Annotated in this window: 18 protein-coding genes; 7 read left to right on the top strand and 11 right to left on the bottom strand. The window is 71.3% G+C overall.

Going from position 1 to position 25,868, the window contains the following annotated elements:
* Positions 1-24 precede the first annotated feature (24 nt).
* Positions 25-2,829: an AAA domain-containing protein gene (locus F4560_RS11675; protein ID WP_184919405.1), complete on the top strand. Its 2,805-nt coding sequence runs from the start codon at positions 25-27 to the stop codon at positions 2,827-2,829.
* A gap of 8 nt (positions 2,830-2,837) precedes the next feature.
* On the opposite strand, the gene F4560_RS11680 is transcribed toward F4560_RS11675, so the two are convergent.
* Positions 2,838-3,665 (bottom strand): alpha/beta fold hydrolase, encoded by an 828-nt coding sequence (locus F4560_RS11680; protein ID WP_184919407.1) that lies wholly within the window; start codon positions 3,663-3,665, stop codon positions 2,838-2,840.
* 70 nt (positions 3,666-3,735) lie between these two features.
* On the opposite strand from F4560_RS11680, the gene F4560_RS11685 reads away from it, so the two are divergent.
* A complete protein-coding gene (locus F4560_RS11685) occupies positions 3,736-5,400 on the top strand; it encodes a hypothetical protein (protein WP_184919409.1) in 1,665 nt (554 codons plus the stop codon).
* Here F4560_RS11685 and F4560_RS11690 read toward each other — a convergent pair.
* Positions 5,376-7,457 carry an NB-ARC domain-containing protein gene (locus tag F4560_RS11690; protein ID WP_184919411.1) on the bottom strand — a complete coding sequence of 694 codons (2,082 nt, stop codon included), beginning with the start codon at positions 7,455-7,457 and terminating at the stop codon, positions 5,376-5,378. The two genes, F4560_RS11685 and F4560_RS11690, sit on opposite strands and share 25 nt — an antisense overlap.
* A gap of 218 nt (positions 7,458-7,675) precedes the next feature.
* Between F4560_RS11690 and F4560_RS11695 the strand changes: the two genes are divergently transcribed.
* Positions 7,676-8,062, top strand: a complete 387-nt coding sequence (locus tag F4560_RS11695) for an ATP-binding protein (protein WP_184919413.1) — start codon at positions 7,676-7,678, stop codon at positions 8,060-8,062.
* Positions 8,063-8,124: 62 nt separating this feature from the next.
* On the opposite strand, the gene F4560_RS11700 is transcribed toward F4560_RS11695, so the two are convergent.
* On the bottom strand, positions 8,125-9,123 hold the full coding sequence (locus F4560_RS11700) for an alpha/beta hydrolase (protein ID WP_246477779.1): 999 nt from the start codon (positions 9,121-9,123) through the stop codon (positions 8,125-8,127).
* Positions 9,124-9,141: 18 nt separating this feature from the next.
* Positions 9,142-10,503 (bottom strand): cytochrome P450, encoded by a 1,362-nt coding sequence (locus F4560_RS11705; protein ID WP_184919415.1) that lies wholly within the window; start codon positions 10,501-10,503, stop codon positions 9,142-9,144.
* 192 nt (positions 10,504-10,695) lie between these two features.
* Here F4560_RS11705 and F4560_RS11710 point away from each other — a divergent pair, with 192 nt between their 5' ends.
* Both F4560_RS11710 and F4560_RS11715 read left to right on the top strand, forming a co-directional pair.
* A complete protein-coding gene (locus F4560_RS11710) occupies positions 10,696-11,577 on the top strand; it encodes an SAM-dependent methyltransferase (RefSeq protein ID WP_246477781.1) in 882 nt (293 codons plus the stop codon).
* A gap of 1 nt (position 11,578) precedes the next feature.
* Positions 11,579-13,678, top strand: coding sequence for a putative bifunctional diguanylate cyclase/phosphodiesterase (locus F4560_RS11715; RefSeq protein WP_184919419.1), 2,100 nt, complete (start codon positions 11,579-11,581; stop codon positions 13,676-13,678).
* Here the strand turns inward: F4560_RS11715 and F4560_RS11720 are convergent.
* The 4 genes from F4560_RS11720 to F4560_RS11735 form a co-directional block, all read right to left on the bottom strand.
* Positions 13,668-15,743, bottom strand: coding sequence for a glycosyl hydrolase (locus F4560_RS11720; protein WP_184919421.1), 2,076 nt, complete (start codon positions 15,741-15,743; stop codon positions 13,668-13,670). The genes F4560_RS11715 and F4560_RS11720 overlap by 11 nt on opposite strands.
* Positions 15,744-15,909: 166 nt before the next feature.
* Positions 15,910-16,659 (bottom strand): GH12 family glycosyl hydrolase domain-containing protein, encoded by a 750-nt coding sequence (locus F4560_RS11725; protein ID WP_184919424.1) that lies wholly within the window; start codon positions 16,657-16,659, stop codon positions 15,910-15,912.
* Between the two features lie 407 nt (positions 16,660-17,066).
* Positions 17,067-18,182, bottom strand: a complete 1,116-nt coding sequence (locus F4560_RS11730) for a putative glycoside hydrolase family 15 protein (protein ID WP_184919426.1) — start codon at positions 18,180-18,182, stop codon at positions 17,067-17,069.
* Positions 18,183-18,758: 576 nt separating this feature from the next.
* Positions 18,759-19,727: an SDR family NAD(P)-dependent oxidoreductase gene (locus tag F4560_RS11735; RefSeq protein ID WP_184919428.1), complete on the bottom strand. Its 969-nt coding sequence runs from the start codon at positions 19,725-19,727 to the stop codon at positions 18,759-18,761.
* A 76-nt stretch (positions 19,728-19,803) separates the two neighbouring features.
* Between F4560_RS11735 and F4560_RS11740 the strand changes: the two genes are divergently transcribed.
* Both F4560_RS11740 and F4560_RS11745 read left to right on the top strand, forming a co-directional pair.
* Positions 19,804-20,400, top strand: a complete 597-nt coding sequence (locus F4560_RS11740) for a TetR/AcrR family transcriptional regulator (protein WP_184919430.1) — start codon at positions 19,804-19,806, stop codon at positions 20,398-20,400.
* Between the two features lie 44 nt (positions 20,401-20,444).
* Positions 20,445-23,399 carry an ATP-binding protein gene (locus F4560_RS11745; RefSeq protein ID WP_184919431.1) on the top strand — a complete coding sequence of 985 codons (2,955 nt, stop codon included), beginning with the start codon at positions 20,445-20,447 and terminating at the stop codon, positions 23,397-23,399.
* A gap of 16 nt (positions 23,400-23,415) precedes the next feature.
* Here F4560_RS11745 and F4560_RS11750 read toward each other — a convergent pair whose 3' ends face one another.
* The 3 genes from F4560_RS11750 to F4560_RS11760 are packed head-to-tail and all read right to left on the bottom strand — an operon-like array spanning position 23,416 to position 25,800.
* Positions 23,416-24,258 carry an ABC transporter permease gene (locus F4560_RS11750; protein WP_184919433.1) on the bottom strand — a complete coding sequence of 281 codons (843 nt, stop codon included), beginning with the start codon at positions 24,256-24,258 and terminating at the stop codon, positions 23,416-23,418.
* Entirely contained in the window at positions 24,255-25,232 is a 978-nt protein-coding gene (locus F4560_RS11755) for an ATP-binding cassette domain-containing protein (protein WP_184919435.1), read from the bottom strand. Before F4560_RS11755 ends, F4560_RS11750 begins: the two co-directional genes overlap by 4 nt.
* 19 nt (positions 25,233-25,251) lie before the next feature.
* Positions 25,252-25,800 carry an NADPH-dependent FMN reductase gene (locus F4560_RS11760; RefSeq protein WP_312869181.1) on the bottom strand — a complete coding sequence of 183 codons (549 nt, stop codon included), beginning with the start codon at positions 25,798-25,800 and terminating at the stop codon, positions 25,252-25,254.
* Between the last annotated feature and the right edge of the window lie 68 nt (positions 25,801-25,868).

Below are 25,868 nucleotides of genomic sequence, written 5' to 3' on the forward strand. Positions count from 1 at the left end.
GGACCCGGATGGCAGGATTTCCCCGTGACCGTTCCCGCAGTGCTGCGCACGCTGGCACGCCTCAGCGCGTCCGAGCAGCCGCAGCGGGTGCAGCTGGACCTGACCAAGACCGCCGGGTTGGTGTGGCTGGGCACGGACGAGACCGCGTGGAGCGCTCTCACCGAGCCCCCGGTGCAGCCGCGCTGGACGCCGATGCCGTGGACCGCGCGGGCGGACCAGCAGACGACCGTCGAGCGGCTGGCGTCGTTCGACGCGTTGCACCAGGAGGACCGGCTGCTGAGACTGGGCTGGGCGTTCCTGTGCGGGCCGGCGACGGTGGGCGGCCAGCGCCGGCGGGTGTGCCTGCCGCTGGTCTCGCGGCCGGTGCGGCTGCACCACTCGGGCGGTCGGCGCTACATGTTCCACGTCGCCGGTGACGTGGCGATGTTCCCGCTGCTCACCGACTGGTCGAAGGCGGCCGAGCTGGAGACGCGGCTGGCCAGGGGCGAGGAGTGGATCAGAGCGACGCTGGCGGCCGGCGGGTTCGGCGACGTGCCGGTGCTGGGGCCGGAGCACGACCCGCGTGGGCTGATCAGCGGGAACGACCTCGTCGTGGTGGCCGGGGCCGGGTTGCACGCGGGTGAGCCGGTGGTCAGCACCGAGCGTGGTGCGGCGCTGTACTCGTGGGCGCGGACGCGGGGGGTCGAGCAGACCGCGCTGGCCGGGCTGTACTCGTCTGCGGAGGACACCGCGGAGGACGTCGACACCGCGACAGGTGACGTCACCGGGGCGTTGGCGTTGAGCCCCAGCCAACAGGCCGCCGTGCTGGCCGCCCGCGCCGCGCCGGTGACCGTGATCGGCGGACCGCCGGGCAGCGGCAAGACCCACACGCTGGCCGCGATCGCGCTGGACGCGGTGGCGTCGGGCCGTTCGGTGCTGTTGGCCAGCCGCACGCGCAACGCCGCCGACGTGCTCGGTGACGCGTTGCGGCGGGCCGGTGGTCCGGTGCCGGTGCTGTTCGGCGACTCCGAATTGCGGCAGGAGATGGCGCGCGAGCTGGGCACCGGGCTGGCCGCCACCTCGGCGAAGGGCGAGCTCGACCGGCTCGACCACGCCAGGAAGGGCGCCATCGCGGCGGTCGCGCGGATCGAACGCGCGGTCGGTGCGGCGTTGCGGGACGAAGGCCTGGTAGAGGCCGCACTCCGGTTCCAGGCGCTCATGCCGGCACACCGTTCGGTCGCGCCGCGGGCCTTCGAGGAGGGAGTGGACTTCGAGCGACTGCACGGGCTCCTGCGCGCACGTCACGGCCTGTTCGGGCAGTGGCGGACGCGGTGGGCGGTCCGGTCGGCACGGCGGCTGACCGGCGCGGCGGACGACGTGGACGTGGTGGACCTGGAGGCGGCGGTGCGGGCCGCCGAGCAGTCCGCCGCGCAGGTCCGGGTCGCCGCGAACGGCGGCACGTCGACGGCCTCGCTGCGCGCGCTGCTCGCCGAGGAGGACGCACGCGGCCACACCGCGATCGCCGCCTGGCTCGCCACCCTCGCGGTGAGCAGACGTGGCGCCGGACCGCGTCGTGCGGTGGCTGCGTTGGCGACGTCGTTGCGGTCGGGTCGGGCGGCGCGGCGGCGGGCGTTGGCCGGGATCTCGACCGAGCACCTGGTCCAGGCACTGCCCCTGTGGGTGGGCACGCTGGCCGACGTGGAGGACATCCTGCCCGCCGTGCCGGGGATGTTCGACCTGGTGGTGATCGACGAGGCGAGTCACGTCGACCAGCCACTCGCCGCGCCCGCGTTGTTGCGCGGCAGACGGGTGGTGATCGGCGGCGATCCGCGTCAGCTGCGGCATGTGTCGTTCGTCGGCGACCACGCCGTGCGCGAGGCGTTGGCGGCGGAGGGCACGGAGTCGTTGGCGGACCGGCTCGACGTGCCCAAGGTGAGCCTGTTCGACGCGGGCGCGGCGGCGGCCGGGGTGCACTGGCTGACGGAGCACCACCGCTGCGCGCCGCACCTGATCGGGTTCGCCGCGAGCCGGTTCTACGAGGGTCGGATCGCGCTGCTCACCACGCACCCGTCGATCGCGGACGTGGACTGCATCGACGTCGAGCGGGTGGCGGGAGTCCGTGACAACAAGGGCGTCAACGAGGTCGAGGTGGACGCCGTGCTGGCGCACCTGCGCCGCCGGATCGCCGCTGGGGTGCGCTCGATCGGCGTGGTCACGCCGTTCCGGGCGCAGGCCGACGCGCTCGAACAGGCACTGCTCGACCGGTTGAGCCTGGACGAGATCACCACGGGTGGGGTGCGAGTCGGCACCGTCCACGGCGTGCAGGGCTCGGAGTTCGACGAGGTGGTGGTGAGCATCGCGCTCACCGACGAGGACCGGCCCGCTGCCTGGCGGTTCGCCAACGACCGGAACCTGCTGGCCGTGCTGACCACGCGGGCCCGGCGGCTGGTGCACGTGATCACGTCGGCGGGTGAGCCGGTCGGCCTCCTCGCGGAGTACCTGCGGCACGCGGAAGTCCCGCCCGACGAGACCGAGGGCGTTCCGCCGTCCGACGACTGGACCGTGCGGCTTGCGACCGAGCTGACCGGCCTGGGCATCACCGTGCGCACCGGCTATCCGGTGGGTCAGTGGCGGGTGGACCTGGTCGTCGGCGAACGGGCGTCGGCCGTCGCGCTGGACACCCGACCGCACCCGGACGGCACGGCCGCGCACCTGGCCCGGTGGCGTGCCCTGCGCGGCGCGGGCTGGCGGATCCACGACGCGTTCCCCAGCCGGTTCGACCACGACCCGGCACGCGCCGCCGTCGAGCTGGCCCAGGAGCTGAACCCGCAACCCGCCCACCGCTCGTAGCGGCTTCGTCAGGCCCGTGCGCGCAGCCAGTCCAAGGCGGACGCGGCGGGGTCGAGCACCGAGATGTGCCCGTCCTCGGCGAACACCCGCAGCTCGGCCGCCGGGCAACGACGTGCCAGCCACTCACTGTGCGAGCTGGGCACCACGCGGTCCTGACCGCCGTGCACGAACAGCACCGGCGCGGACACGTCGGCGGGGTCGCAGCCCCACGGGTTCACGTAGGCGAGATCATCGTCGATCAGCGCGGCCGGCCCTGCCGCAATGGCCGGCCCGACGACGTCGTCGAACCACGACCAGTCGCCCGAGAGCGCGGCGAGGTCCGCCGGGATGAACCCGTCGAACTCGACGTCCGACGCCTCGAACCGCTCCTTCACCGCACGGCCCGCGGCTGCCGCGCGCAACGACGCCACCCCGGACGGCGCCATCCCCGCGAACCAGTCGAGCCCGTCCGCGTCGTACGGGGCGACCCCTGCCACGCTCACCACACCCAGCACCCGGTCGGGCAGCAACGCGCCGCAGGCCAGCGCATGCGGCCCGCCACCCGAGTGCCCGAACACCGCGAACCGGTCGATGCCCAGCGCGTCGGCGACGGCGGACGCGCAACCGGCGGCGGACGCGATGTCCCGGCCGGGGTGCGGCGTCGATCCGCCGTAGCCGGGGCGGTCGTAGGAGACCCACCGGATGCCCAGCCGTTCGGCGGCGGGGAAGAACGGCACGGGCGGTGCGCCGATGTTCGGTGTGCCGTGGTGCCAGAGGACGGCGAGATCGCCGACACCGGAGTCGTACGCGTGCAGCGTGCGGCCGTCGTGCAGTCCGATGTCGATCTCCGAGACCATCGGTGGAGGCTAACAGCGGCTGCCCGGAACCGGCCCTGATCCACCGTGCACCTGATTAGGATCCCCCCTCGTGTTCGACGAGCGGTGGGCGGTGGTGCCGGCTCGACCGGTGGCCACGAGGTGGGCCACCCGTCGGGCCGAGAAGCTCGTGCTCGGCGTCGTGCACAACGTGACCGCGGCGACGCGCCTGTTCGACGTGCTGCCGCTGGTCGCCACCGACCCGAGGGTCCAGGTGCTGTTCACCTGCACCGGGTCGTCCCCGTTCACGCCCGGCACGGTCGAGCACCTGGCCCGGCTCGGCGTGCAGCCGATCGACTGGGCGCAGGCGGAGCGGACGCCGTTCGACTTGGCCGTCGCCGCCGGCTACGGCGGACCGCTGGAACGCCTGCGCGCACCCCTTGTGGTATTGCCGCACGGAATGGGATATAATAAATACCTGGAAATCGGAAATCGGAAATCGGAAATCGGTGACCGGAGTCCGGTTTTCGGTTTGTCGCCGGAATGGCTCACCCATGACGGCCGACTGATTCCCTCCAGCATGATCCTCTCCCACGCCGAACAGCTGGACCGACTGCGCCTGAGCTGCCCAGAAGCGGTTCCGGCGGCGGTGGTGGCGGGTGATCCCTGTTTCGACCGGATGCTCGCGAGTTTCCCCTTGCGCGATACCTATCGCGCGGCGCTGGGCTTGCGAAGCGGTCAACGATTGGTGGTCGTTTCCTCGACTTGGGGGCCCGGCAGTCTCTACGACCAAGCGGCCGATGTCGTTCGCCTCCTGCGCACGGAATTGCCTTTGGACGACTACCGGGTCGCGTTGGCGCTCCACCCGAACACCTGGTTCGGCCACTCGCCGTGGCAGGTCCGGATGTGGCTCGCCGAGTGCGAACGGGCCGGGGTGGTCGTCCTCCCGCCCGAAGAAGGCTGGCGTGCCGCCCTTGTCGCCGCCGATGTGGTGGTCGGCGACCACGGATCGGTCACGTTCTACGGCGCGGCACTCGGCGTGCCGGTGCTGCTCGCCGCCGCCGCGCACGACGCCGTGGACCCCGCGTCGGCGGTCGGCCGCTTCATCGACAAGGCGGACCGGCTCGTCCCCGGCCGTCCGCTGCGCCAACAGCTGGGCGCGGCGACGCTGAGCGACGAGGTGTCCGCGATCGCCGCATTGGTCAGCTCCGCGCCAGGCCAGGCCGCGACGTTGCTGCGCACCGAGTTCTACCGGCTGCTGCGACTGGCGGAACCCGGGACCGCACCGGAAGTCCGCACCATTCCCGTCGCCCGGGTCACGACGCCACCGGTCGTGCACCAGTGGGTGCGGGTCGAGTTCGACACCCCCGACCGGGCAGCGGTGGTCCGCTTCCCCGCCGACCTCCGCCGCGCCTCACCACCGGACAGCCACCTGGTGGTGGGCGTGGACACGCCGGACGCGACGCTGCTGGAGAGTGCCGAGATCGTCGTCCACGACGACGCCGGTGACGCCGAACGGTGGATCGCGGCGATGTTCGACGCGCTACCCGGCCTCGGATGCGCGTCCATGCCCGACCACTCCGGCCGATGGCTCGTCGGCGCCCGGGACGGCTCGCTGCTGGCGTTCACCGGCCCCGCTCAGGCGGGCAGGGTGTGGGCGTCCGTGGTCCACGCCTGGCAGCTGCACGCCCTCCCGTTCCCGACGCATGTCACCGTGACGCTGGGCGAGGAGGAGCGCACCGCCGAGGTCTGTCAGCTCAGGGCGGCCAGCCGCTGAGCGGTGCGGGTCATGGCGTTGACGAAACCGTGTTCGGCGTAGAGCGCGATCGCCTGCTCGTAGAACGCCTTCGCCGCATCGCCCGTCTCCAGGTCGCCGAGCGCGTCGAGCACCTGGGCCTGGTCGAACGGCCAGCTCTGCTCGGCCGTGATCGCCCTGGCCTGCGCCAGACGTTCACGGGCCTGCTCGGTGCGCCCGGCCTCGCCGGACTTCCGCCCCTGCCAGGTCATGATCTTGGCGAAGTTGCGCGGTTCCGGGGCGGCCAGCCCGCGGAAACCGGCCAACGCCTGGTCGAGCAGAGCGATCGCGGACTCCGGTGGTTCCGCCTTGGCCAGGTGGAAGCGCGCCAACGCGATCCGGCGCGGGTCGCCGACCGACTCGGCCAACGCCAGGTTCCGCCGCAGCACGGTCCGAGCCTCGTCCACGTCGTCGCGCGCCAGTCGGGCGAGGCCCGCGCATTCCAGTGCGGTCGCCTCCGCCTCGACGTCCCGCGCCGCCAGCGCGATCCCGATCGCCGACCGACATGCCGCGATCGCCGCGTCGGTGTCGCCGAGGTGGAGGTGGGCGAAACCCATCTGCGTCAACAACACCGCGCGCACGACATCACCGGCTAAGTGTTCCGCCGCACGGACGCCGATCTCGTTGGTGGCCAACAGGTCGTCGTAGTACTTGCCCGGCTCGTACAACGCCCACAGCACCAGGCACAGCACCACGACCGCTTCGAACGCGCCATCCTCATAGGACGCCACGACCACCGCGCGCAAGGTGACCCGCTCGCGCTCCAACCACCCGCGCGAGTCCACCTCCGCCGGGTGGCCGGGCTGCGGCCGGACGTCGGGGAACAGCCTGCGCCGCCACACCCGTTGCCCCATCACGGCGGCCTCGGCGGTGACCGCACCCGCCACGTACCAGTCGATCAGCCGCCGCCGGAGGGCGTCCCGCTCGGCCCGGTCGACCACCTCGCCGATCCGCGCCGCGTGCCCGCGCACGAGGTTGTGAGCCACCACCCGGCCGGCGACCGGGTTCTCGACCACCCTCAGCGACACCAGCTCGTCCACCGCGCGGCGAACCGTCACCTCGTCGACACCCATCCCTGCGGCCAACGCCGCGACGGACACGTCGCCCGTGCCCGGATGCGCGCCCAACGCCCGGTAGACGCCCTGAGCCCGCGGGCTCAGCCGGGCGTAGGTGGCGTCGAACAGCGAACCCAGCGTCGGCTCGTCACCGACCGCCACGGACGTGATCCCGGCGTCCGGATCGGCCAGCTCCTCCAGCAGTTCGGCCAAGGACAACGTCGGCCGCTCGGCGAGCATGCCGCCCACGAGGCACAACGCGACCGGCAGTCCCGCGCACAACTCCAGGACGCCGCGCAGCGCGTACTGATCGGCGCCGACCCGGTCCTCGGCGAACTGGCCCAACAACTCGACCGCCATGTCCGGTTCCAGCGGATCGATGTCGATCAGCGTCGCCCGCTGCCGCGCCAACACGCCGAAAGCGCCGTGACCGGTGACGACCACGACGGAACCACCGGACCCCGGCAGCAGCGAACGGACCTGCGCGGGCGAGACCACGTCGTCGAGGAACACGGCCAGCGACAAGCCATGCGTGACCGACCGGAACATCGACGCCCTCGACGCCAGATCGGCGGGCAGGTTCCCCCGCTCCACGCCGAGCGACACCAGGAACTCGCCCAACACCTCGCGCGGCGCGACCTGGTGATCGCCCCACGCGCCGAGCGTCGCGTACAGCTGGCCGTCGGGGAAGTGCTGCTGGACGCGGTGCAGCCAGGACGTCGCCACCGTCGACTTGCCGCTCCCCCGCGGACCGAGCACGACCTTGATCACCGGATCGTCCAGCGGCGGCCGGTCGGCGATGTCCCGTTCCAACTCGGCCAGCACGCGGACCTGGTTGACCAGCTCCACCCGCGGCGGCAGTTGGCGGGGCACCTTCGTCGCGGGCCAGTGGAAGTGCACATCACCGTGGATCGCACCGGCCTGCACGACGGCACGCGCCGACCCGCTGAAATCGTTGCGCGCGACCCGTTCTTCGCCGACCACCCGTGACCTCCGCGCCCACGTCGAGGACAAGATCGTCGGGCCAGCCTACCGACTGTGCCGACCGCAAGCAGCCGGTTCGCTACACACCGTCAGCACGTGTCCTGGTCCTGATCATGCCGAGATGCCCGGAATGTGACGCAAGAGCTGGTTTGGCGCGTCTGCGGAACGGTTACCACCTGCGTGCGCCTTGAGTGGACAGGGTGCTGGAGGAGCGTGCCATGAACATGGTGGAGCTGCCTGACGACGGGCTCGACCTGGAGTCGGACGGCACGGTGGACCGCATCGGCGGTTGGGTGCGACAGGTCGCCTACGAGGTGGACGAGCGCCGGATCGCCGATCTGGCGTTGATCACCGCGGAGTTGGTGGGGAACGCGCGTCGGCACGCCGAGGGGCCGTGGCGGGTGCGGCTGTGGCGGGTGGACGACCGCCGGGTCGTCCGGGTCGAGGTGGAGGACCGCAGTCCGAGCCTGCTGCCCGTGCTGGGCCGGGCCGACAACCCCTCGCTGGGCAACGGCCTGGTGCTGGTCAACCGGCTGTCGGTGCACTGGGGGTTCGAGCGCCACGAGGACCGCAAGGTGGTCTGGGCCGAAGTGCCGATGGGGTGAGCGGCCCGCTGGGGCGAGGCCGGAGTGCGGGGTCCGCGGCGCGTGCGGACCCCGCACCACCGTCAGCGGCCCACCTCCTCCACTGCCCAGGAGGAGACCGCCGAGTAGTAGTCCCGCGCGTTGGGCGCGAGGTTGATCGAGTGGCCGTAGTCGGGCAGCACGTACGTCCGCAGCGGCGCGCGGAAGTACGGCGCCTCGGCCGCGTGGAGCGTCGTGGACGTCGAGCAGTCGGTGGCGAGCAGGCCGCACACCGCCGCGTCACGGCTGCCCACGGCGGACATCACCGGCACGTCGATCAGCTTGCTGTACGGCAGCAGCACGGCCACCCCGAGCCCGTCGGCGGCCTCGGTCGGCGCGAAGACGTCCTTTGTGGACTCTTCCAGGGGCAGGACGCCGGACAAGGGCAGGCCGGGGGCGTGGAAGCTGGCGTGCCGGGTGCCGGGTGCGGTCGTCAGGTAGCCCAACGGGTGGAGCAGGCCGAACTTCGGGTCGAGGTTGGCCGGCCGGAAGTTCGCGAACGCCGCCACCACGCCCGCCGGGTTGATCCGGTGCGTCATGCCGGTGAGCAGCACGCCGTCCACGTCGCCGTAGGTGCCCGCCTCCACCACGCTGATCGCCGCGCCGAGCGAGTGGCCGCCGATGATCACGCGGCTGAACCGCGGCCCGTACGCGCCGGCACGCAGTCCTTGCACCACCTGGTGCATGGCGTCGGCCTGGACGAACGCCGTCAGCGTCAGCGCCAAGGGCCGCGAGCTGCGTCCGGTGCCGAGCCGGTCGACCGCGAACGTGGCGAACCCGGCCGCGTTCTGCGCGGCGCGGAAGGAGTGCCTGCCGTCGGGGAAGTCCCAGTAGGAGCTGTTGTAGGTGGCGCCCGGGACGAGCACCTGGACGGTGGCGGCGCCGGCCGGCGTGCACAGGGTGCCGTGGACGACGTGGCGGTGGCCGAGGACGGTCACCGGCGCGTCGACCGGACGACACGTGGGACCGGCCGAGGCGGACGCGGACGTGAGCGACGACGCCACCATGAGCGCCACCACGGCGGCGGCGAGTGAGTACCGCAAGAAGGACTACCTCCAGGATCAGCGGGGACGGGAGTGGGCGGTCATCGGCAGCCGGTTGGGGTACAGCAAGCCGATCACCTTGGGGCGCACGGGTTTCCCCGGCACGGGCACGAGCCGCCAGCGGGCGGCCAGGGTCGCCACGACGATCGCCATCTCGATGTGCGCGAAGGCGTGGCCGGGGCAGTGGTGCAGGCCGCCCGCGAACGGCACGTACGCGCCCTTGGGCAGCGCGGCGGCACGTTCGGGCAGCCACCGGTCGGGGTCGAAGCGCTCGGGTTCGTCGTAGTAACGCGGGTCGTGGTGCAGCGCGTGCGGGCTGAAGCCGACCTCGGTGCCCGCGGGCACCCGCGCACCGCCCAGCGACACCGACGTGTTGGTCCGCCGCAGCATGATCCACAACGGGTAGCGGCGCAGCACTTCCGTGATCACGCGCTGGAGGTACGGCAGCCGGCGGACGTCGTCGATCGTCGCCGCACGGCCGCCGAGCACGTCGTCCACCTCCGCGTGCACCCGCTGTTCCACCAAGGGGTTGCGGGCCAGTTCGTGGAACAGCCAGGCCAGCGCGGTCCCGGTGGTCTCGGTGCCCGCGGTGAGCAGGGTGACCACCTCGTCCCGGATCTGCTGCCGGCCCATCGCCTCGCCGGTGTCCTCGTCCCGCGCGTTCAGCAGCACGGACAGCAGGTCGTCCCGGTCGCCGCGGGACGAGTCGACCACGTCGTCCACGACCCGGTGCACGCCCGCGACGGCCCGGTCGAACCGCCGGTTCACCGGGAGCGGCAGCTTCTCCAGCCCCGGCGGCGACAGCGCGCGCACCACGCCCAGCCTGATCACCGTCGGCGTGTGCGTCCGGATCGCCGCGCTCGCCGCGGGCCCGAAGTCGGCGGAGAACAGCGTGCGGCCGACCACCGAGATCGCCAGGTCCCGCATCACCCGATCGAGCGACACGGTCTGTCCATCCCGCCAGGAATTCGCCAGGTCAGCGGCCAATGCGGTCATAGTCTCCGAATACCTCGTCAACGGGCGGCGGTGGAACGCGGGCTGGATCATCCGGCGTTGCCGGCGGTGGAAATCGCCGTTGGTGCTGACCAGCCCGTTCCCGAACGCGCGCCGCAGTTTGTCGACGAAGATGCCCTTGTCGAACTTGTCCGTCTCGCCGGTCAGCACCTGGTGCGCCAATTCGGCCGAGGTGACGAAGTACAGCGGCAGGCCGCCGAGGAAGATCCGCACCACCGGCCCGTGCGACCGCAGATCTGCGGTGAAGGCGAGGCGTTGTCGCAGCAAGGAGGCGGTGTGCCCGAGCAAGGGTAATCGCCCGGGAACCGTGGGAACCTCATGTCCACCGGTATCGGTGTTGTCGCTGGTATTCGGGCCGGACGTCATCGGGCGCCACTCCCAGGTGCCGGCCAGTCCGCCGGCAAGTCATTGACCGCGTGCACTCTATGCGCCACCCGGACCGCAACGGGATCGCGCATTCGAGTTATATTGTCGAATCCGCTGGTATCCACCGGACCCAGGCGGTTGGATGTCCTGGTTCACCACGACCCGAAGCTCGAAAGGCCCACGGAGCACGCCATGAGCGACCTTGACTGGGTACCGGAAGGCATCGACGTCACGGTGCCGAGCGTGGCCCGGACCTACGACTACCTGCTGGGCGGCGCGCACAACCTCGCCGTCGACCGCGCCATGGGCGACCAGATGCTCAAGGTGCTGCCCGGCGCGCGGGACTTGGTCCGGCTGAACCGGGCCTTCCTGCGCCGCGCGGTCACCCACCTCGCCGAGCGCGGTGTCCGGCAGTTCCTCGACATCGGCTCGGGCATCCCCACCGCCGGCAACGTGCACGAGATCGTGCGGGACGTCGCGCAGGGGTGCCGGGTGGTCTACGTGGACAAGGACCCGGTGGCCGTCGCGCACGGCCGACTGCTGCTCGCCGACGACGAGAACACCGCCGCCGTGCAGGCCGACCTGCGTGAGCCGGAGGACGTGCTGAGCCGGCCCGAGGTGACCGGTCTGCTGGACTTCGACCAGCCCGTCGCGCTGCTCCTGCTGCTGGTCGTGCACTTCGTCAGACCCGAGGAGGAGCCCGGCGACCTGCTGGCCCGGTACCGGGACCGGCTGGCGCCCGGCAGCTTCATGGTGATCTCGCACGCCACCGCCGACGACCGCCCCCAGACCATGGCGCGGGCCGCGGACACCGTGCGGGAGAGCAGGTCCAAGGACAACCTGGTCTACCGGACGCGCGCCGAGGTGACGGCCCTGTTCGACGGCTACGAGCTGGTCGAGCCGGGTGTGGTCGGCCATGCCCTGTGGCGGCCGGGTGGCGCCGGGGACATCGCGGACAAGGCCGAGGACAACACCCAGGTCTGGGCGGGCGTGGGCCGCAAGCCGGCCGGACACGAACCGGCCGGACACGAACTGCCCGGCGTGGGCGACGAACCGGCCGCCGGGGGCCGCTGAGATGACCGCGCCGCTCCCCCAGGACGCGGATGGGCTGCGTGCCCGCACCAGGCTCGCCAAGAAGTGGGCCTACCTGCTCAGTTCCAAGACGTTCATCCCGATGGCGAGCCCCGAGGTGGAGCGCAAGCTGCTCGGTTTGGTGGAGCGGCTGTGCGCCGGGGTGGCGACGGAGGCGTTGGCGCAGCGCGCGGGCCAGGAGGTCGGCGAGGCGCTGGTCGACCTGAACTGCACCACGGCCGAGGGTCTCCAGGTGTCGGTGGAGATCGTGGGCAAGGGCCTGCTGGGCATGCCCGCGCTCGCGCCGCCGGACAAGCTGCGCGAACGCGTGGTGGACGTGATCGCCTCGCTGACCGCCGCGTTCGTGGCTCAGGTGAAGGCCTCCACCCTGGCGCAGCAGGAGCAGCTCGGCCGGTCGCTGTACCGGGCGATGCGCGAGGCCCAGGTCGAACTCCAGCTCAGCGAGGCCCGGTTCGAGCTGCTGGAGCACCACCTGTCCACCGGTATCGCGATCGCGGACGTGGACGGCGGGCTGGTGCGGTCGAACGCCGCGCTGGGCCGGATCGTGGACCGGACGCCCGCCGAGTTGACCGCGTTGCCGGTGTTCGAGCTGGTGCACGAGGACGACCGCACCGCGTTGCGCGCCGATTTCGCGGAGCTGACCAACGGCGGCACGGCGTCGATCACCCAGCCGCGCCAGTTGCTGCGCGGCGACGGCGAGCTGGCCTGGGTGACGCTCACCCTGTCGCCGCTGCGCCGGACCGAGGGCCCGGCGCAGGTGATGGTGCTCGCCGAGGACGCGACGGACGTCAACCTGTTGCAGGGCCAGCTCAACCACCAGGCGCTGCACGACGTGCTGACCAGGCTGCCGAACCGGCAGTACTTCACCAGCCGGCTGGAACAGGCGCTGCGCACGGCGGATCCGGGCGCGGGCGTCAGCGTGTTCCACCTGGACCTCGACGGTTTCTCGCGCATCACCGGCGGGCTCGGCCGCGAGGTCGGCGACCACGTGCTCAAGATCGTCGCCGGTCGGCTGCGGGCGCTGGTGGTGGAGGAGAACGCGATGGTGGCCCGGTTCGGCCACGACGAGTTCGCGATCCTGGTGGAGAACACGCCGACCACGCCGGACGTGGTGACGATGATCCGGCGGATCAACGACCTGCTGTCCGCGCCGTTCCACGCCGACGGCAACCGGGTGGCGGTGTCCGCGACGATCGGCGTGGTGCACCGGCCGCCGCGCGATTCGACGCCGTCGGACCTGCTCGACTCGGCCGACCTGACGTTACGGCGGGCCAGGGGCGTCGGGCGCAGGCAGTGGGAGTTGGCCGACCGGGCGCAGGACGGCCGTGACCGGCGCACGTTCAGCCTGGCCGCGACCATGCCCGGCGCGTGGGAGAACGGCGAGATCCGGGTGCTGTACCGGCCGGTGGTGCGGCTCGCGGACGGGCGGGTGGAGTCGGCGGACGTGGTGTTGCGGTGGGACCACCCGACGTTGGGCGGGCTGCCGCACGAGCAGTGCCTGGCGCTGGCCGAGGACACCGGGCTGATCGTGCCGCTGGGCACGTGGGCGCTGCGGATGGCGTGCGAGCAGGCTCAAGCGTGGCGGGAGGAACCGGGGCGCGACCTGCCGGTGCGGTGGGCGTTGACGCCGAGCCAGGCGGCCGACCCGGACCTGCTGGGCGCGGTGCGGGACGTGCTGTCCGAGTCCGGGCTGCCGACGTCGTCGCTGCGGCTGGGCGCGCCCGCTCAGGCGCTGTTCGGCGACCTCGGTGAGGCGGCCGACAACCTGCGGTACCTGGCGGAGCACGAGGTGGGCGTCGAGCTGGACGAGTTCACCGCCGCGCCCGCCGACCTGGTGCGACTGCTGGAGGGCGGGTCGGTGCGGGCGGTGCGGATGGCGCAGTCGTCCGCCACGGAGCCGGATTCGACCGTGGCACGGGCGTTGGCCGGTGTGCTGGAGGTGGTGCGTGACGCCGGCATCGGCCTGACCGCGGCCGGCGTCACGACCCCCGAGCAAGCCCGGTGGTGGCGGGAGGTGGGTGCGGACACCGCGTCCGGTCCCCTGTTCGCTCCCGCCGGTCCACCGGACGCGATCACCCGATAGCGCAAGTCAGAGCAGGCGCTGTCGGGGAGCCGTTGGCCAGGTAGCCGAACGTGATGGTCTCCCCCGGCTTGATGGCCGCGTTCCACGACAGGTTCTTCGCCGTCGCGGTCGTGCCATCGGTGGTGATGGTCGCGCCCCAGGCGTGCCGGACGTGCCCGCCCGCGAACGGCCAGGTCACCCGCCAGCCCGCCGACGGCGAGTTCTCCTTGTGCTTCACGGTGATCTCGACGTGGTGGCCGGTGCCCCACTGCGCCACCACGCGCATGGCCGCCGTGCAGTGGCCCTGGGTGGTCTTGAAGGCCGGCAGCTCGTCGAGCGTGATCACCTTCGCGTCGTTGTAGACGCGCTGCACGAAGTCACGCGGGTTGACCACACCGTCCTGGATGAACGAGCCCGACCACGTGACGAACCACGACCAGCGGGCTTCGTACGCGCGGACGAGTTCCGGGTCCGGGATGGAGCCGACCTCGCCCAGCGCGACCAGCTTGCGGTCGCCGCCCAGCTCGACCAGCCGCTCGTACGGGCCGATCACCGGACCGTGGTCGCCCTGCGGCGGGTAGGAGTCCATGGAGACCACGTCGACCACGTCGTCACCGGGGTACCACTCCGGCGCGATCGAGTTCCACACCCAGATCAGGTTGTGCAGGTTGTGGTGGCCGACCAGGCGCTGGTGCAGCAGCCGGTACAGCTCCTTGGTCGGGCCGGGGCCCTTCGCGCCCCACCAGAACCAGCCGCCCTCGGCCTCGTGCAGCGGGCGCCACAGCACCGGGACCTTCGCGTCGGCCAGCCGCTTGAGCTGCACGGCGATCGCGTCCATGTCCCGGATCAGCAGCTTGTAGTCCGCCGACGTCGGGTCCGCGAGCGCGGCGGCCACGTCGAACGTCGTCGCGTCGGTGTAGAAGCCGCGCCACCACTCCTTGCCCGGCACGTCGATCAGGCCGGACGGCGCGTTCCAGTGCCACGCCAGCGTCACCATGCCGCCGCGCCGGTCGTAGGCCAGGGCGTGGTCCACGTCCGTGCCGACGGTGCCGCGCTCGACCCGGCTCGGCGAGTAGTCCATCAGGTCCAGGCCCGCGATCGCCGGCGCCTTGCCGATGTTCTGCTCGACCCAGTCGATGCTGCCCTGGTCCTGCTGGCCGGACAGGATGTTCTTGCCGTAGTTGTCCGCCAGGTACCGCATCAGGCCCTTGGCCTCGGCGGTCGCGGCCGGGTCGGTCAACGCGCCGGTGACCTGGTGCGGACCGCGGGGCGCGCTGGGCGTCACCTTGATCGCGTCGATCAGGTACCAGCCCCAGTTGTTGGTGATGGTGACCGTGTTGTCGCCCGGTCGCAGCAGCACCTTGCCCGCTGGGATCGACGTGAACGTCGGGTTCTCCGGGAAGGAGACGTCACCGAGTCCGCTGCCGTTGAGGGACAGCGACGCCGTCTTCGCGCCGTACGGCGTGGCGTAGAGGATCGCCAGGTCGTGCAGCCCGCCGGGGCTGTCCGAAATCGTGATCGTGACGTTGTCCGTGCCGGTGTCGAAGCCCGCCACGTAGCCGCGGCCGGAGAAGCCGGCGACGCTGGACTCGACCACCGTGCCGTTGAGGACACCGTCCTCGGCCTCGTGCACGCCCGGTGCGGACGGCGCGCTCGGGGCGACGCTGATCGCGTCGATCAGGTACCAGCCCCAGCCGGTGGCGAAGGTGACCGTGTTGTCGCCCTCGGCCAGCATCAGCTTCGCGCCCGTGGCCTCGGTGAACCCGGCGCTCTCGGCCAGCGCGACCTCGCCGACGGCGGTGCCGTTGAGCGACACGGCGGTCTTCTTGGGCCCGTTGGGCGCGGCGTAGCGGACGGTGAGGTCGTGCAGGCCTCCCGGGCTGTCCGGGATGGTGATGGTCACGTGGTCGGCGGCCTCGTCGAAGCCGCCGACGTAACCGGCGCCCGAGTAGCCCTCGACGGTCGTCTCGACCACGACGCCGGACAGCGCGCCGTCCTCGGCCTCGATCCACTCGCCCGGCGCGGCGGCAGAGGCCGCTGGGGCGAGCGTCAGGGCTAACAGGGAGACGAGCAGCAACAACCTCACGTCGTTTTGTCCCTTCACCGTCGTTGGCAGGGGCGCCTACATTTCTGGGAGCGCTCCCAGAAGTGTAGGCCGCAACTCACCCGCGGCAAAGGAGTTGTTCACCGACGCGTCCACGGGTTCGGCGCTGTCGGGCGCACCCGGTCGGCGGGTGCGCCCGACATGCCCGTTACCCGCTGACCGAGGCGGAGAAGTTGTCGACAGCCAGGCCGACGCCGCCGTTCCAGGGTTCGAAGCCCGCCTGGATGCTGGTCAGGTACCAGGAGCTGGTGATCGCGCCGCGGTTGCGCACGTCGTTGACGAAGTCCAGCACGTTGAACGACCACGAGTTGATCGGCGAGGGCGCCACGTAGGAGATGACGTTGTTCGCGCCGTTGCTGCCCCGCCACACCTGCCAACTGCGGCCACCGACGTTGGCGTTGCCGACGGCGCTGCCGATGGGCTGGATGGAGCCCTGGCGGTTGAACCAGATCATGATCTCCATCTGGTTGACCCCGTTGGTCTTCGGCGTGGGGTCGAGCCAGATGTCGTACGAGGCGTTGTACGTGCCGCCGGCGTAGCGGTAGTTGATCGACGACGTGGCACTGCGGATGCGACTCACCTGCATCGGCAGGTTCGAGCCGGGGGAACAGTTGGTGTAGTGGCAGCCCAGGAACGCCGACGGGTAGGACAGGGGCGCGCCGTTGGTCGGGGCGGAACCCTGCTGCTGGGTGATCTGGAACCCGCTCGACGTGACGTTGATGCACTGCGTGGCCGAAGTGCCCCACCGGTTGTTCTGGACCACGTAGCGGCCCTGGATGGTGGTCGATCCGTATTGCTGGCAGATCGTCGTGTCGGCTTGGGCCGGTCCTGCGCCGGCGAGGACCGTGCCCGCGGCCAACAGGCCGATGGCGACGAGTGCGCGGACGGTGCTTCGCATGGGAACTCCTTCCGACGGACTCGCAGCGGCGGGTGCGACATCCGAGAGACCGTTGACGGGATGAACGCCTCGGGTACGTCGCCCGACTGGGCGATATCACCTTTCCGGTGATCTACGGGGAGCGGATCGCTCGAGAACCACGCCGCCGCGGGTGTGACAGCACCACTCCGCCCTCCTCGTCGAGGTTCTCCGCAACTGCGCTGGGAGCGCTCCCAGAGCCCTCGACTCTAGCAAGCCACGCCCGTTGTGAACAGAGATCGCGCCTGCCGCCCCGGCGCACTCACCCGGTGACCGGAGTTCCCCGCCGTGCGCGACGGCTCGACAGGGGTCGCCCGAGTCGGGGTCGGGCGACGCCTGTCGAGCCGTCGGCACCTCCGCGGCCGGAGGGGCGGTGTGCAGGGCTCAGGTCAGCAGGGCTTGCGGAGGATGGCCCCGGAAGTGCCCGCCAGCGACACCGATGTGACCTCCGCGCCGCGCTCGTCGGCGTGCGCGCTGCCGAGCCGGACCGTGACGGACGTGCTCGCGGTCCGGTTCGCGTTGACCACGACCGTGCCGCACGAGAAATCTCGCTGGAACACGTTCCCGGCCACGGACCGGTACGGCCCCGCCGGCGCGCCGAGGTCCCAGTCGTACTCCGCGTGCCACGGTGACGGGTCGCCGTAGCCGTCGGTCTGGTCGACCTCCGCGATGGCCGCCCGCTCCCCCGCCGCCATCAGGTAGCTGGCCAGCGCGTACCGGTGCGGCCGGTCCTGACCGGCGGTGAAGTGCGGCTGCACCCACGTGATCTTGCCGCGGGCCTCGTTCGAGGCGATCTCGGCGACCTGCCTGCTCCACCCCTCGGGGTACTCGGACAGCAGGTTCTGGTCGTCGAACGTGAGCCACCACTCGTCGAAGCCGCCGTCCAGGTGCTCGGTGTAGGCGTCCCAAGCGCCGGGGTGCAGGCGGGCGTTGGACAGGTTCGCGACCGTCTTCAACCCTGCCGCGACGAATTCGTCCCGCGTGTTCGCCAACATCGACTTGTACGCTTCCTGCAATGCCGTGTCGGTCGGGTAGTTCGCCGGGCACACGCCTTCGTGGTATGCGTCACACGGGAAGAGGGCGTTGTCCATGAACACGCCGTCGAATCCGGCGGCGGTGCTGCTCTCGATCACGTTCGCCGCCCAGGCGTCCTGGTACGCGGTGTTGCCGACGTCCATCTGCCAATGCCCGGAATAGCCGCCGTACTCGAACCGGCGTCCGTTCGGATCGAGCAGGAACCACTCAGGGTGAGCCTTTTCCGCCTCGCAGTAACCGACACCGGTCGGCAATTGCGCGTCGTCCACCCCGTCGCGGCAGGCGTACGACCGGGTGGACGACAGGTCCTTGTAGACGAACACCTGGACCGCCGGGTTCGCCGCCTTGAGCTTGGGGACCATCGCGCCTTCCCAGGCGTTGAGCACGACGTAGCTGCGCCGTTTCGCCTCGGTGGCCAGCATCGCATCGGACACCGGCGTCCCGTTCCAGTGCAGCCAGAAGGACTGCACCCGTCCGCCTCCCGCAGCCGAATCGGCACCCGTGGCGACTGAAGGGGCCGTCACAGCGGCCGCGATGGCGACCACAACGGACAGCATGACGCGGACTCGGCCGCGTCGCATCGGCCGGTGCCGGTGCCGGTGCCGGTGCCGAACAGGATCGTTCCGAGTGCTCAAGGACATGCCGGACTCCCGTTCGACAGGCGCCACCCATCGTCGATCACCACGACAATGTCGCCCCACAAAGGGAACAATGGGCGCGCCCGCGCTCGCTTCGGTAGCGCGAAGGTCATCTACCAGTCGGTAGGTGAATGCGCGACGGCAGTAAAGCCGCCGACCGGCAAGCAGGTCAAGTAACGCACGCCACACCACGCACGAAATTCGCCGTCTCCATTGGACGCGATTGTTCGGTCAACTGGCAAAAAATCATGGGAGCGGTTTCAGCGGGCCCGGTCCACCGGGTCGCGCGTCACGGCACCGTGCCCGCACTTGTCCGCGCACGTCGAGCAGCGCGAGCGTGCAGTGCTCGTGCGCGATGTCAGGATCACGTACGGGACGCCGCGCCCAGCGGGTTCGTGCTGGACGGCGCTACTTGCCCGCAGTCCGGTCGACCGGGCTTCCTCCCGGCGCGATGCCGGCCCTGGGAATCCCGCCCTGAGAGCTTCCGCCCCGAGGGATTCCGCCCTCGGAAATTCCGCACAGTTCGTCGGCGGCGGCCCACAGCTCTTCCTCACGTCGCTCGTCGTAGGACTCGGACGATGAAGGGATCACCTCGCCCCGGCTGATGTAGGCGCCACTGTCACCGGGGCGGGGCCCCGCCATCGCCTCCGCCAGGAGCCGACCGGCTTCAGCGGGCTTGGTGGCGATCCGCGTCGACGCCAACGCGGTCGCAACCGCCTGGAACACGGCTTGGCCGACCCGGCCGGCATCGCGCGCCAACCCCGTCCCCGGCACCAGGCCGGGGTTGTAGGAGTAGACGTCGATCCCCTCGGGCAGCCGGCGCTGGAGCGCGTGCACGAGGTAGATCACGCCGAGCTTGCTGGTGGCGTACGCGCGCCTGCCCGCTTTGCCGGTGTCCTCCCCCGGCTTGGCCAGCTCGCGCGGATCGTCCCAGCGCGGCGGCGGGATCAGGCCCATGCTCTTGTGCGCGCTGTCGTGCACGTCGCTCGCGACGACGACGATCCGCGCCGGGTTCGTGAAGCGGGGCATCAGCAGGTTCAGCAGCAGGTGGTAGGCCAGCACGTTCACGCCGAACGTCATCTCGTGGCCGTCCGCGGTGAGCTTGCGCGTGGTCGTCGTCTGGAGGCCCGCGTTGCCCAGGAACCCGTCCAGCGGACCGTCCACTTCGGACACCGCACGGCGGATGTCGGCGAACGACGCCAGGTCGCACACCACCTCGGACACGTTGCGGTTGCCGGTCTGCTCCGCCAGTTCGGCGGCCAGGCCGGGCTTGCGGTTGAACACGAGCAGGTGCCGGTCCGGGTGGTGGCGCAGCAGGTGCTCGGCGGCGTGACGGCCGAGCCCTCGGCTCGCCCCGGTCATCAGCGTGGTACCCATGATCGCTCCTGGTACGTAGTTCGAACTGGTACTCAGTACCGTACCGGACGCCGTTCCGGACCACTATGCTGGGCGCATGTCGGGACGGATGCCGCTGCGTGAGCGCAAGCAACAGCGCGCGCGGGAACAGATCGTGGAGGCGGCGTTCGCGCTGTTCGCCGAACGCGGGTTCGCGGACGTCACGGTCGCCGACATCGCCGAACGGGCGGAGGTCGGGCGGACCACGTTCTTCCGCTACTTCGGCGACAAGCAGGAGGTCGCCTTCTTCAACGAGCAGGCGATCGTCGAGGAGCTGACCGAGCGGCACCGGGCACTGCCGCCGGTGCACGACCTCGCCGGTGCGATGGCGCAGCTCCGCGAGGTTTCGGTGGGTCTGTGCGCGGCGTTGACCGCGGACCAGGAGCACTTCGTCGCGCACGAACGACTGCTGCGGGAGAACCCCGAGCTGCGTGACCGTTCCGCGCGGAAGTTCGCCAGGCTGTGCGCGATCTTCCGGGACGCCCTGGTCGAACGCGGCACGCCCGTCGAGGTGGCCGTGCTCGCGCCGCAGCTCGCGGTCGCCTGCTACCAGGCCGGCAACGAACTCGCGGCCGGCGACCCTTTGTTGCTCCCCGGCGCGGTGGACGCCGCGTTCGCACAGATGAGCGAATTGGGCGCCCCCGACACCCCCTGAACGTTCGTACGGTGTCGGTCCCGTGCGTTAGGTTTCACCCTGCCATGCGACTCATCGGACGGGACCATCCAGCCGGGGTGCTGCGCGTCGAGATCGACCGCGCCACCCGGAGCCACGGTGGGCTGGTCCTGGTCGCGGGCGAGGCCGGGATCGGCAAGACCACGCTGGTCACGGGCGCGGCCGAGGAAGCCAGGCGGCACGGTGCGCTGGTGCTCGGCGGGTCGTGCTGGGATTCCGACAGCGCGCCCGGCTACTGGCCGTGGGTGCAGGTGATCCGCGCGTTGCGCCGGGCCGCCTCGCCCGACGAGTGGGCGTCGGTCGACCGGGGTCCGCTGGCGGTGCTGCTCGGCGAGGCGCCCGCGGAGCACAAGCCGGAGGGCTTCCCGCTGTACGACGCGGTGACAACGGCGCTGGTGGCGATGTCGCACCACCGGCCGGTGGTGGTCGTGCTGGAGGACCTGCACTGGGCCGATCCGGCGTCGTTGCGGCTGCTGGAGTTCGCCGCGCAGCACACCTGGTTCGAACGGGTGCTGCTGGTCGGCACGTACCGCGACGCCGAGGTCGACGCCGAGGACCACCCGCTGCGGCCGGTGATGGCGCCCCTGCTGAGCCGGGCCACCACGGTCGCGTTGACGGGTCTCGCGCCGGTCGAGGTGGGCGAGTTGATCTCGCGCACGGCGGGCCGCGAGCCCGATCCGGACCTGGTCGCCGAGGTGCACCTGCGCACCGGCGGCAACCCGTTCTTCGTGGAGCAGACCGCGCGGCTGTGGCACGGCAGCGGCTCGGTGACGGCGGTCGCGCCGGGCGTGCGGGACGCGTTGCACAGGCGGTTGTCGCTGCTGCCCGTGCAGGTGGGCGAGCTGTTGACCACGGCCTCCGTGCTCGGGCGCGAGTTCCACCGGAAGGTGCTGGCCGCGGTCGCGTCGCTGCCGGTGCCCGCGGTGGACCGACTGCTCGCCCAGGCCGTGCAGGCGCGACTGGTGCTGGGGCTCGGTGGCGGCCGGTTCTCCTTCGCGCACGACCTGGTGCGCGAGACGCTGTACGACTCGCTGCCCGACGCGGCCGAACGGCACGCGGACGTGGTTCGCGCGTTGGAAGGCGACCTGGAGGGCGAGGTGTTCCCCGCCGAGCTGGCCCGGCACGCGCACCTGGCGGGCGACCTGGTGCCCGCCGACCGCGCGGTGGACGTCCTGGTCGTGGCGGCGCGTGACGCGAGCAGCCGGATGTCGGTCGAGGAGGCCGCCGGGCACTACCGGCGTGCGCTGGCCCGTGCGGACACCCCGCGGCGGCGGATCGCGGTCGCGTTGGAGCTGGGCCACGACCTGTTCCACTGCGCCGAACCCGCCGAGGCACGCCGCGTCTTCGACGAGGCCGCCCTCATCGCCCGTGAGCTGGACGACCCCGAGCCGTACGCCAGGGTGGCGTTGACGATCTTCCGGTTGACCGACCTGGAGGACGGGGGCGCGGGGCTGCTCCGGGAGGCGCACACCCGGCTGATCGGGCCGCCGCCGGACGTGCCGCCGGACGAGTTGGCCCGCATGATCAGCCTGCACGCCACCGAGATGGCGCGGGGCGCCGGCGACTACGACGCGTTGGCCACGGGGCTGTGGGCGGCGCACGACACCACGCCCGGCATCGGCAACGCCGCTCGACGGCTGGCGTTGACCGAGGAGCTGATCTCCGTGTCGCGCCGCAGCGGCGACCACAACGTGGAGCACTACGCCACGTCGTTCCGCTGGGTTGCGCTGGTCGAGCTCGGCGACCCGCGCTACGCCGACCAGTTGCACGCGTTCGTGGCGCTGTCCGAACGCCTCGGCCTGACCAGGTTCAGCTTCTCGTCGGCCATCGACCAGTGCATCGTCTTCACCATGCGGGGCCGGTACGCCGAGGCCGAGGCGATGCTGGCCAAGGCGACCGAGCTGGGCGCGAGCAGCCACCCCGGGTTCCGGATGATGTACCTGCACCTGCGGTGGGCGCTGCTGCTGCCGCAGGGCCGGTTCGCCGAGCTGGACGACCTGGCGGCGGAGATCGCCGCGAGCACCCACCCGTGCCCCGGTCTGCCGGCCGGGATCGCGGCGCTGGAACGCGGTGACGTCGAGGCGGCGCGCGCCCTCCTCGACCGGCCTGCGCCGGACGACCGGCACCAGCAGATGTTCGAGCCGCTGTGGCTGCGTTTCCAGGCCCGGTTCGCGCTCGCGGCAGGTGACCGGGAGTTGGCGGCGCGGGTGCGCGAGCAGTTGGCGCCGCACCGGGGCAAGTGGCTGGTGTCGTTGTACGGGTGCGACATCAGCGGCCCGGTCGACCTGTGGCTGGGCGTGGTGGACATGGTGCTGGGGCGGTGCGACGACGCGGTGGAGGAGTTGCGCGCGGCGCAGCGGTCGGCCGAGCGGATGCAGGCCCGGCCGTGGGCGGCGCTGGCCCGGCGTCACCTGGCCGAGGCGTCGGGGCGGTCCTCGACGCCCGAGCCGGTCGCCGCGGCAGCACAGGAGTTCCGCCGCGACGGTGACGTGTGGACGTTGACCTACGGCGGTGCCACGGTGCGGATGCCCGACTCGAAGGGCTTGCGGGACCTGCACGTGCTGCTGAGCAGTCCGGGTGAACCGGTGTCGGCGGTGTCACTGCTCGCACCGGAGGCAGTGGCGTCGGCCCGTCTCGGCGGCGACCCGGTCCTGGACGACGAGGCGAAGGCCCGTTACCGGCGGCGCTTGGACCAGTTGGACGACGAGATCGACCGGGCGTTCGACGACGACCGAGCCGCCGTCCTGGACCGCGAACGCCAAGCCCTGCTGGAGGAACTGCGCGCCGCCGCCGGCCTGGCGGGCCGCACCCGCCGCCTGGGCGACGAAGCGGAAAGGGCCCGAAAAACCGTCACCGCCCGCATCCGCGACACGCTCCGGAAACTGGACGAACGCCACCCCGGTCTCGCGGCCCACTTGCGGGAGACCGTGTCGACCGGGGCGGCGTGCCTCTACTCAGGACACGAGCACTTCAAGCTCTAGCCCTTGTCCCGGAACATCACTTCCGGTTGTACAGGCGCATGGTCCAGTAGCCGAACACGACGGTGAACATCACGCTGTAACCCAGCGTCCACAGCATCGCGTCACCGTCGAAGCCACCGGCCATCAGCGACCGCACGGCCGCCACCAGCTTGCTGATCGGGTTGACGTTGACGAACGACTGGAGCCAACCGGGCATCGTGGCGGGGTCGACGTAGACGTTGGACAGGAACGTCAGCGGGAACAGCACCAGCATGCTCGTGCCCATCACCGACTTCTCGCTGCGCAGCAGCAGCCCGAACATCGTCCAGACCCACGAGAACGCGAACGAGAACACCACCAGCAGACCCACGCCGAGCACGACCCCGACGAAACCGCCGTCCGGCCGGAACCCGAGGATCAGGCCGACGACCATGATGGTGAACGACGCCAGCACGTACCGCAGCAGGTCACCGAGGATGTAGCCGACCATCGGCGCGGGCCGCCAGATCGGCAGCGTGCGGAACCGGTCGAACACGCCCTTCTCGATGTCGGTGTTCACCGCGACGCCCGTGTACATGGTGATCATCACGACGCTGGTCACCGTGATGCCGGGCAGCAGGTACTGGATGTACTCCCCCGGCGACCCGGCGAGCGCGCCGCCGAACAGGTAGGTGAACATCAGGATCATCATGATCGGGAACGCGGTGACGTCGAACAGCTGCTCCGGCACGTGCTTGATCTTCAGCACCGCGCGCCAGCCGAAGGTGAGCGACGCGGACAGCGCGGACGGCCGCTTCGGCTGCACGGTCTCCAACAGCACCGCCGCCAGGTCCTCCGTCTTCGGCGCGGGCAGGAGTTCGGCTTCCTTGGTGACGGTCACGCCGCCGCCTCCTTCTTCTTGTCCGGGTTCCCGGTGTTGCCGGTCTTGTCGGTGAGGGCGAGGAACACCTCGTCCAGGCTGGGCTGCCCGAGCGAGAACGTGTCGACGGTGATGCCCTCGCGGGCGAGTTGGGCCAACGCCTCGGCGGCCTGCTCGGTGGCCCGGCCGGTCAGCCGCGCGGTGAGCGCCACCGGGTCCGAGTCGAGCTGAACGTCCGCGTCCAGCGCGGCGGTCAACACCTCCTGCGCCCGTGGCCGCTGGTCCGCGTCACGCAGCCGCAGGTGCACCGCGCCCACGCCGACCGACGCCTTCAGCTCGCCCTTGGTGCCCTCGGCGATGACCTTGCCGTGGTCGATCACCGCGATCCGGGACGCCAGCTGGTCGGCCTCGTCCAGGTACTGCGTGGTCAGCAGCACGGTGGTGCCGTGCGCGACGACCGCGCGGATGATGTCCCACACCTGGTTGCGGCTGCGCGGGTCCAGGCCGGTGGTCGGCTCGTCCAGGAACAGCAGCTTCGGCGTGTTGAGGATGCTGGCCGCGATGTCCAGCCGGCGGCGCATACCGCCGGAGTAGTGCTTGACCTGCTTGCCCGCCGCGTCGGTCAGCCCGAACGCCTCCAGCAGCTGGGCGGCCCGCTTGCGGGCGTGGACGCGGGTGTGGCCGAGCAGCCTGCCCAGCAGGACCAGGTTCTCGGTGCCGGTGAGGTCCTCGTCCACCGAGGCGTACTGCCCGGTGAGGCTGACGAGCTGCCGGACCGCGTCCGGGTCGGCGCGCACGTCGTGACCGAACACCCGCGCCTCCCCGTCGTCGGGTCGTAGCAGGGTGGCGAGCATGCGTACCGTCGTGGTCTTGCCCGCGCCGTTCGGGCCGAGCAGGCCGTACACCGTCCCGGCGGGCACGGTCAGGTCGACGCCGTCCACCGCGCGGGTGTCGCCGAAGACCTTGACCAGGCCCGACGTTTCGATGGCGTTCATGATTTCCCTTTCTCGGAGGTCAGGAGACGTAGGGGCGTCGGGTGCGGGCTTCTTTCAGGGCCGACGCCCACCAGGTGAGCTGGTCGAACATCGCTTCCGCGGCGCACCGGCGGTGTTCGGTGTCGATCGGTTCGTCGGCGAAGAGGTTCACGCCGACGCCGGTGCGCATAGTCATGACGTGCAACTCGGTGAAAACTGTTCGGAGCTGTTCCACGGCGTGGAAGCCCTCGGAGCGGTAGCCGTAGGAGACGAACCCGACGGGTTTGGCCTGCCACTCGTCGTACGCGTAGTCGATGGCCTGCTTCAGCGAGGCGGGAAAGCTGCGGTTGTACTCGGGCGTGACGACGACGAACCCGTCCGCGTCCGCCACCTGCCCGGTGAACCGCCGGATCTCCGGCGTCGGCCGTGCCGGGTAGCACGGCGGGAAGTCGTAGTCGGCCAGGTCGACCACGACCGGTTCGACGTCGGCCCGCCCGGTCGCGACGTCGGCGACCCACCGGCCGATGCCGTCACCGACCCGTCCCTCGCGGGTGCTGCCGATGATCACGGCGATGCGCAGCGGCTCCACCCCGACCACCTCCTCTCACCCAGAAGGCGCGAGACCACCCGCTAGACCGCGTCTAGCACCCGCGAGTC

Origin of the sequence: Saccharothrix ecbatanensis, assembly GCF_014205015.1 — a bacterium.
Taxonomy (GTDB): domain Bacteria; phylum Actinomycetota; class Actinomycetes; order Mycobacteriales; family Pseudonocardiaceae; genus Actinosynnema; species Actinosynnema ecbatanense.

What these genes read in the sequence shown, in the direction of transcription:
- F4560_RS11680 (WP_184919407.1), bottom strand. Translation starts at nt 3,665, where the DNA reads ATGGTCTCGGAGATCGACATCGGACTGCACGACGGCCGCACGCTGCAC.
- F4560_RS11755 (WP_184919435.1), bottom strand. Translation starts at nt 25,232, where the DNA reads ATGAACGCCATCGAAACGTCGGGCCTGGTCAAGGTCTTCGGCGACACC.
- F4560_RS11735 (WP_184919428.1), bottom strand. Translation starts at nt 19,727, where the DNA reads ATGGGTACCACGCTGATGACCGGGGCGAGCCGAGGGCTCGGCCGTCAC.
- F4560_RS11710 (WP_246477781.1), top strand. Translation starts at nt 10,696, where the DNA reads ATGAGCGACCTTGACTGGGTACCGGAAGGCATCGACGTCACGGTGCCG.
- F4560_RS11725 (WP_184919424.1), bottom strand. Translation starts at nt 16,659, where the DNA reads ATGCGAAGCACCGTCCGCGCACTCGTCGCCATCGGCCTGTTGGCCGCG.
- F4560_RS11740 (WP_184919430.1), top strand. Translation starts at nt 19,804, where the DNA reads ATGTCGGGACGGATGCCGCTGCGTGAGCGCAAGCAACAGCGCGCGCGG.
- F4560_RS11715 (WP_184919419.1), top strand. Translation starts at nt 11,579, where the DNA reads ATGACCGCGCCGCTCCCCCAGGACGCGGATGGGCTGCGTGCCCGCACC.
- F4560_RS11695 (WP_184919413.1), top strand. Translation starts at nt 7,676, where the DNA reads ATGAACATGGTGGAGCTGCCTGACGACGGGCTCGACCTGGAGTCGGAC.
- F4560_RS11705 (WP_184919415.1), bottom strand. Translation starts at nt 10,503, where the DNA reads ATGACGTCCGGCCCGAATACCAGCGACAACACCGATACCGGTGGACAT.
- F4560_RS11745 (WP_184919431.1), top strand. Translation starts at nt 20,445, where the DNA reads ATGCGACTCATCGGACGGGACCATCCAGCCGGGGTGCTGCGCGTCGAG.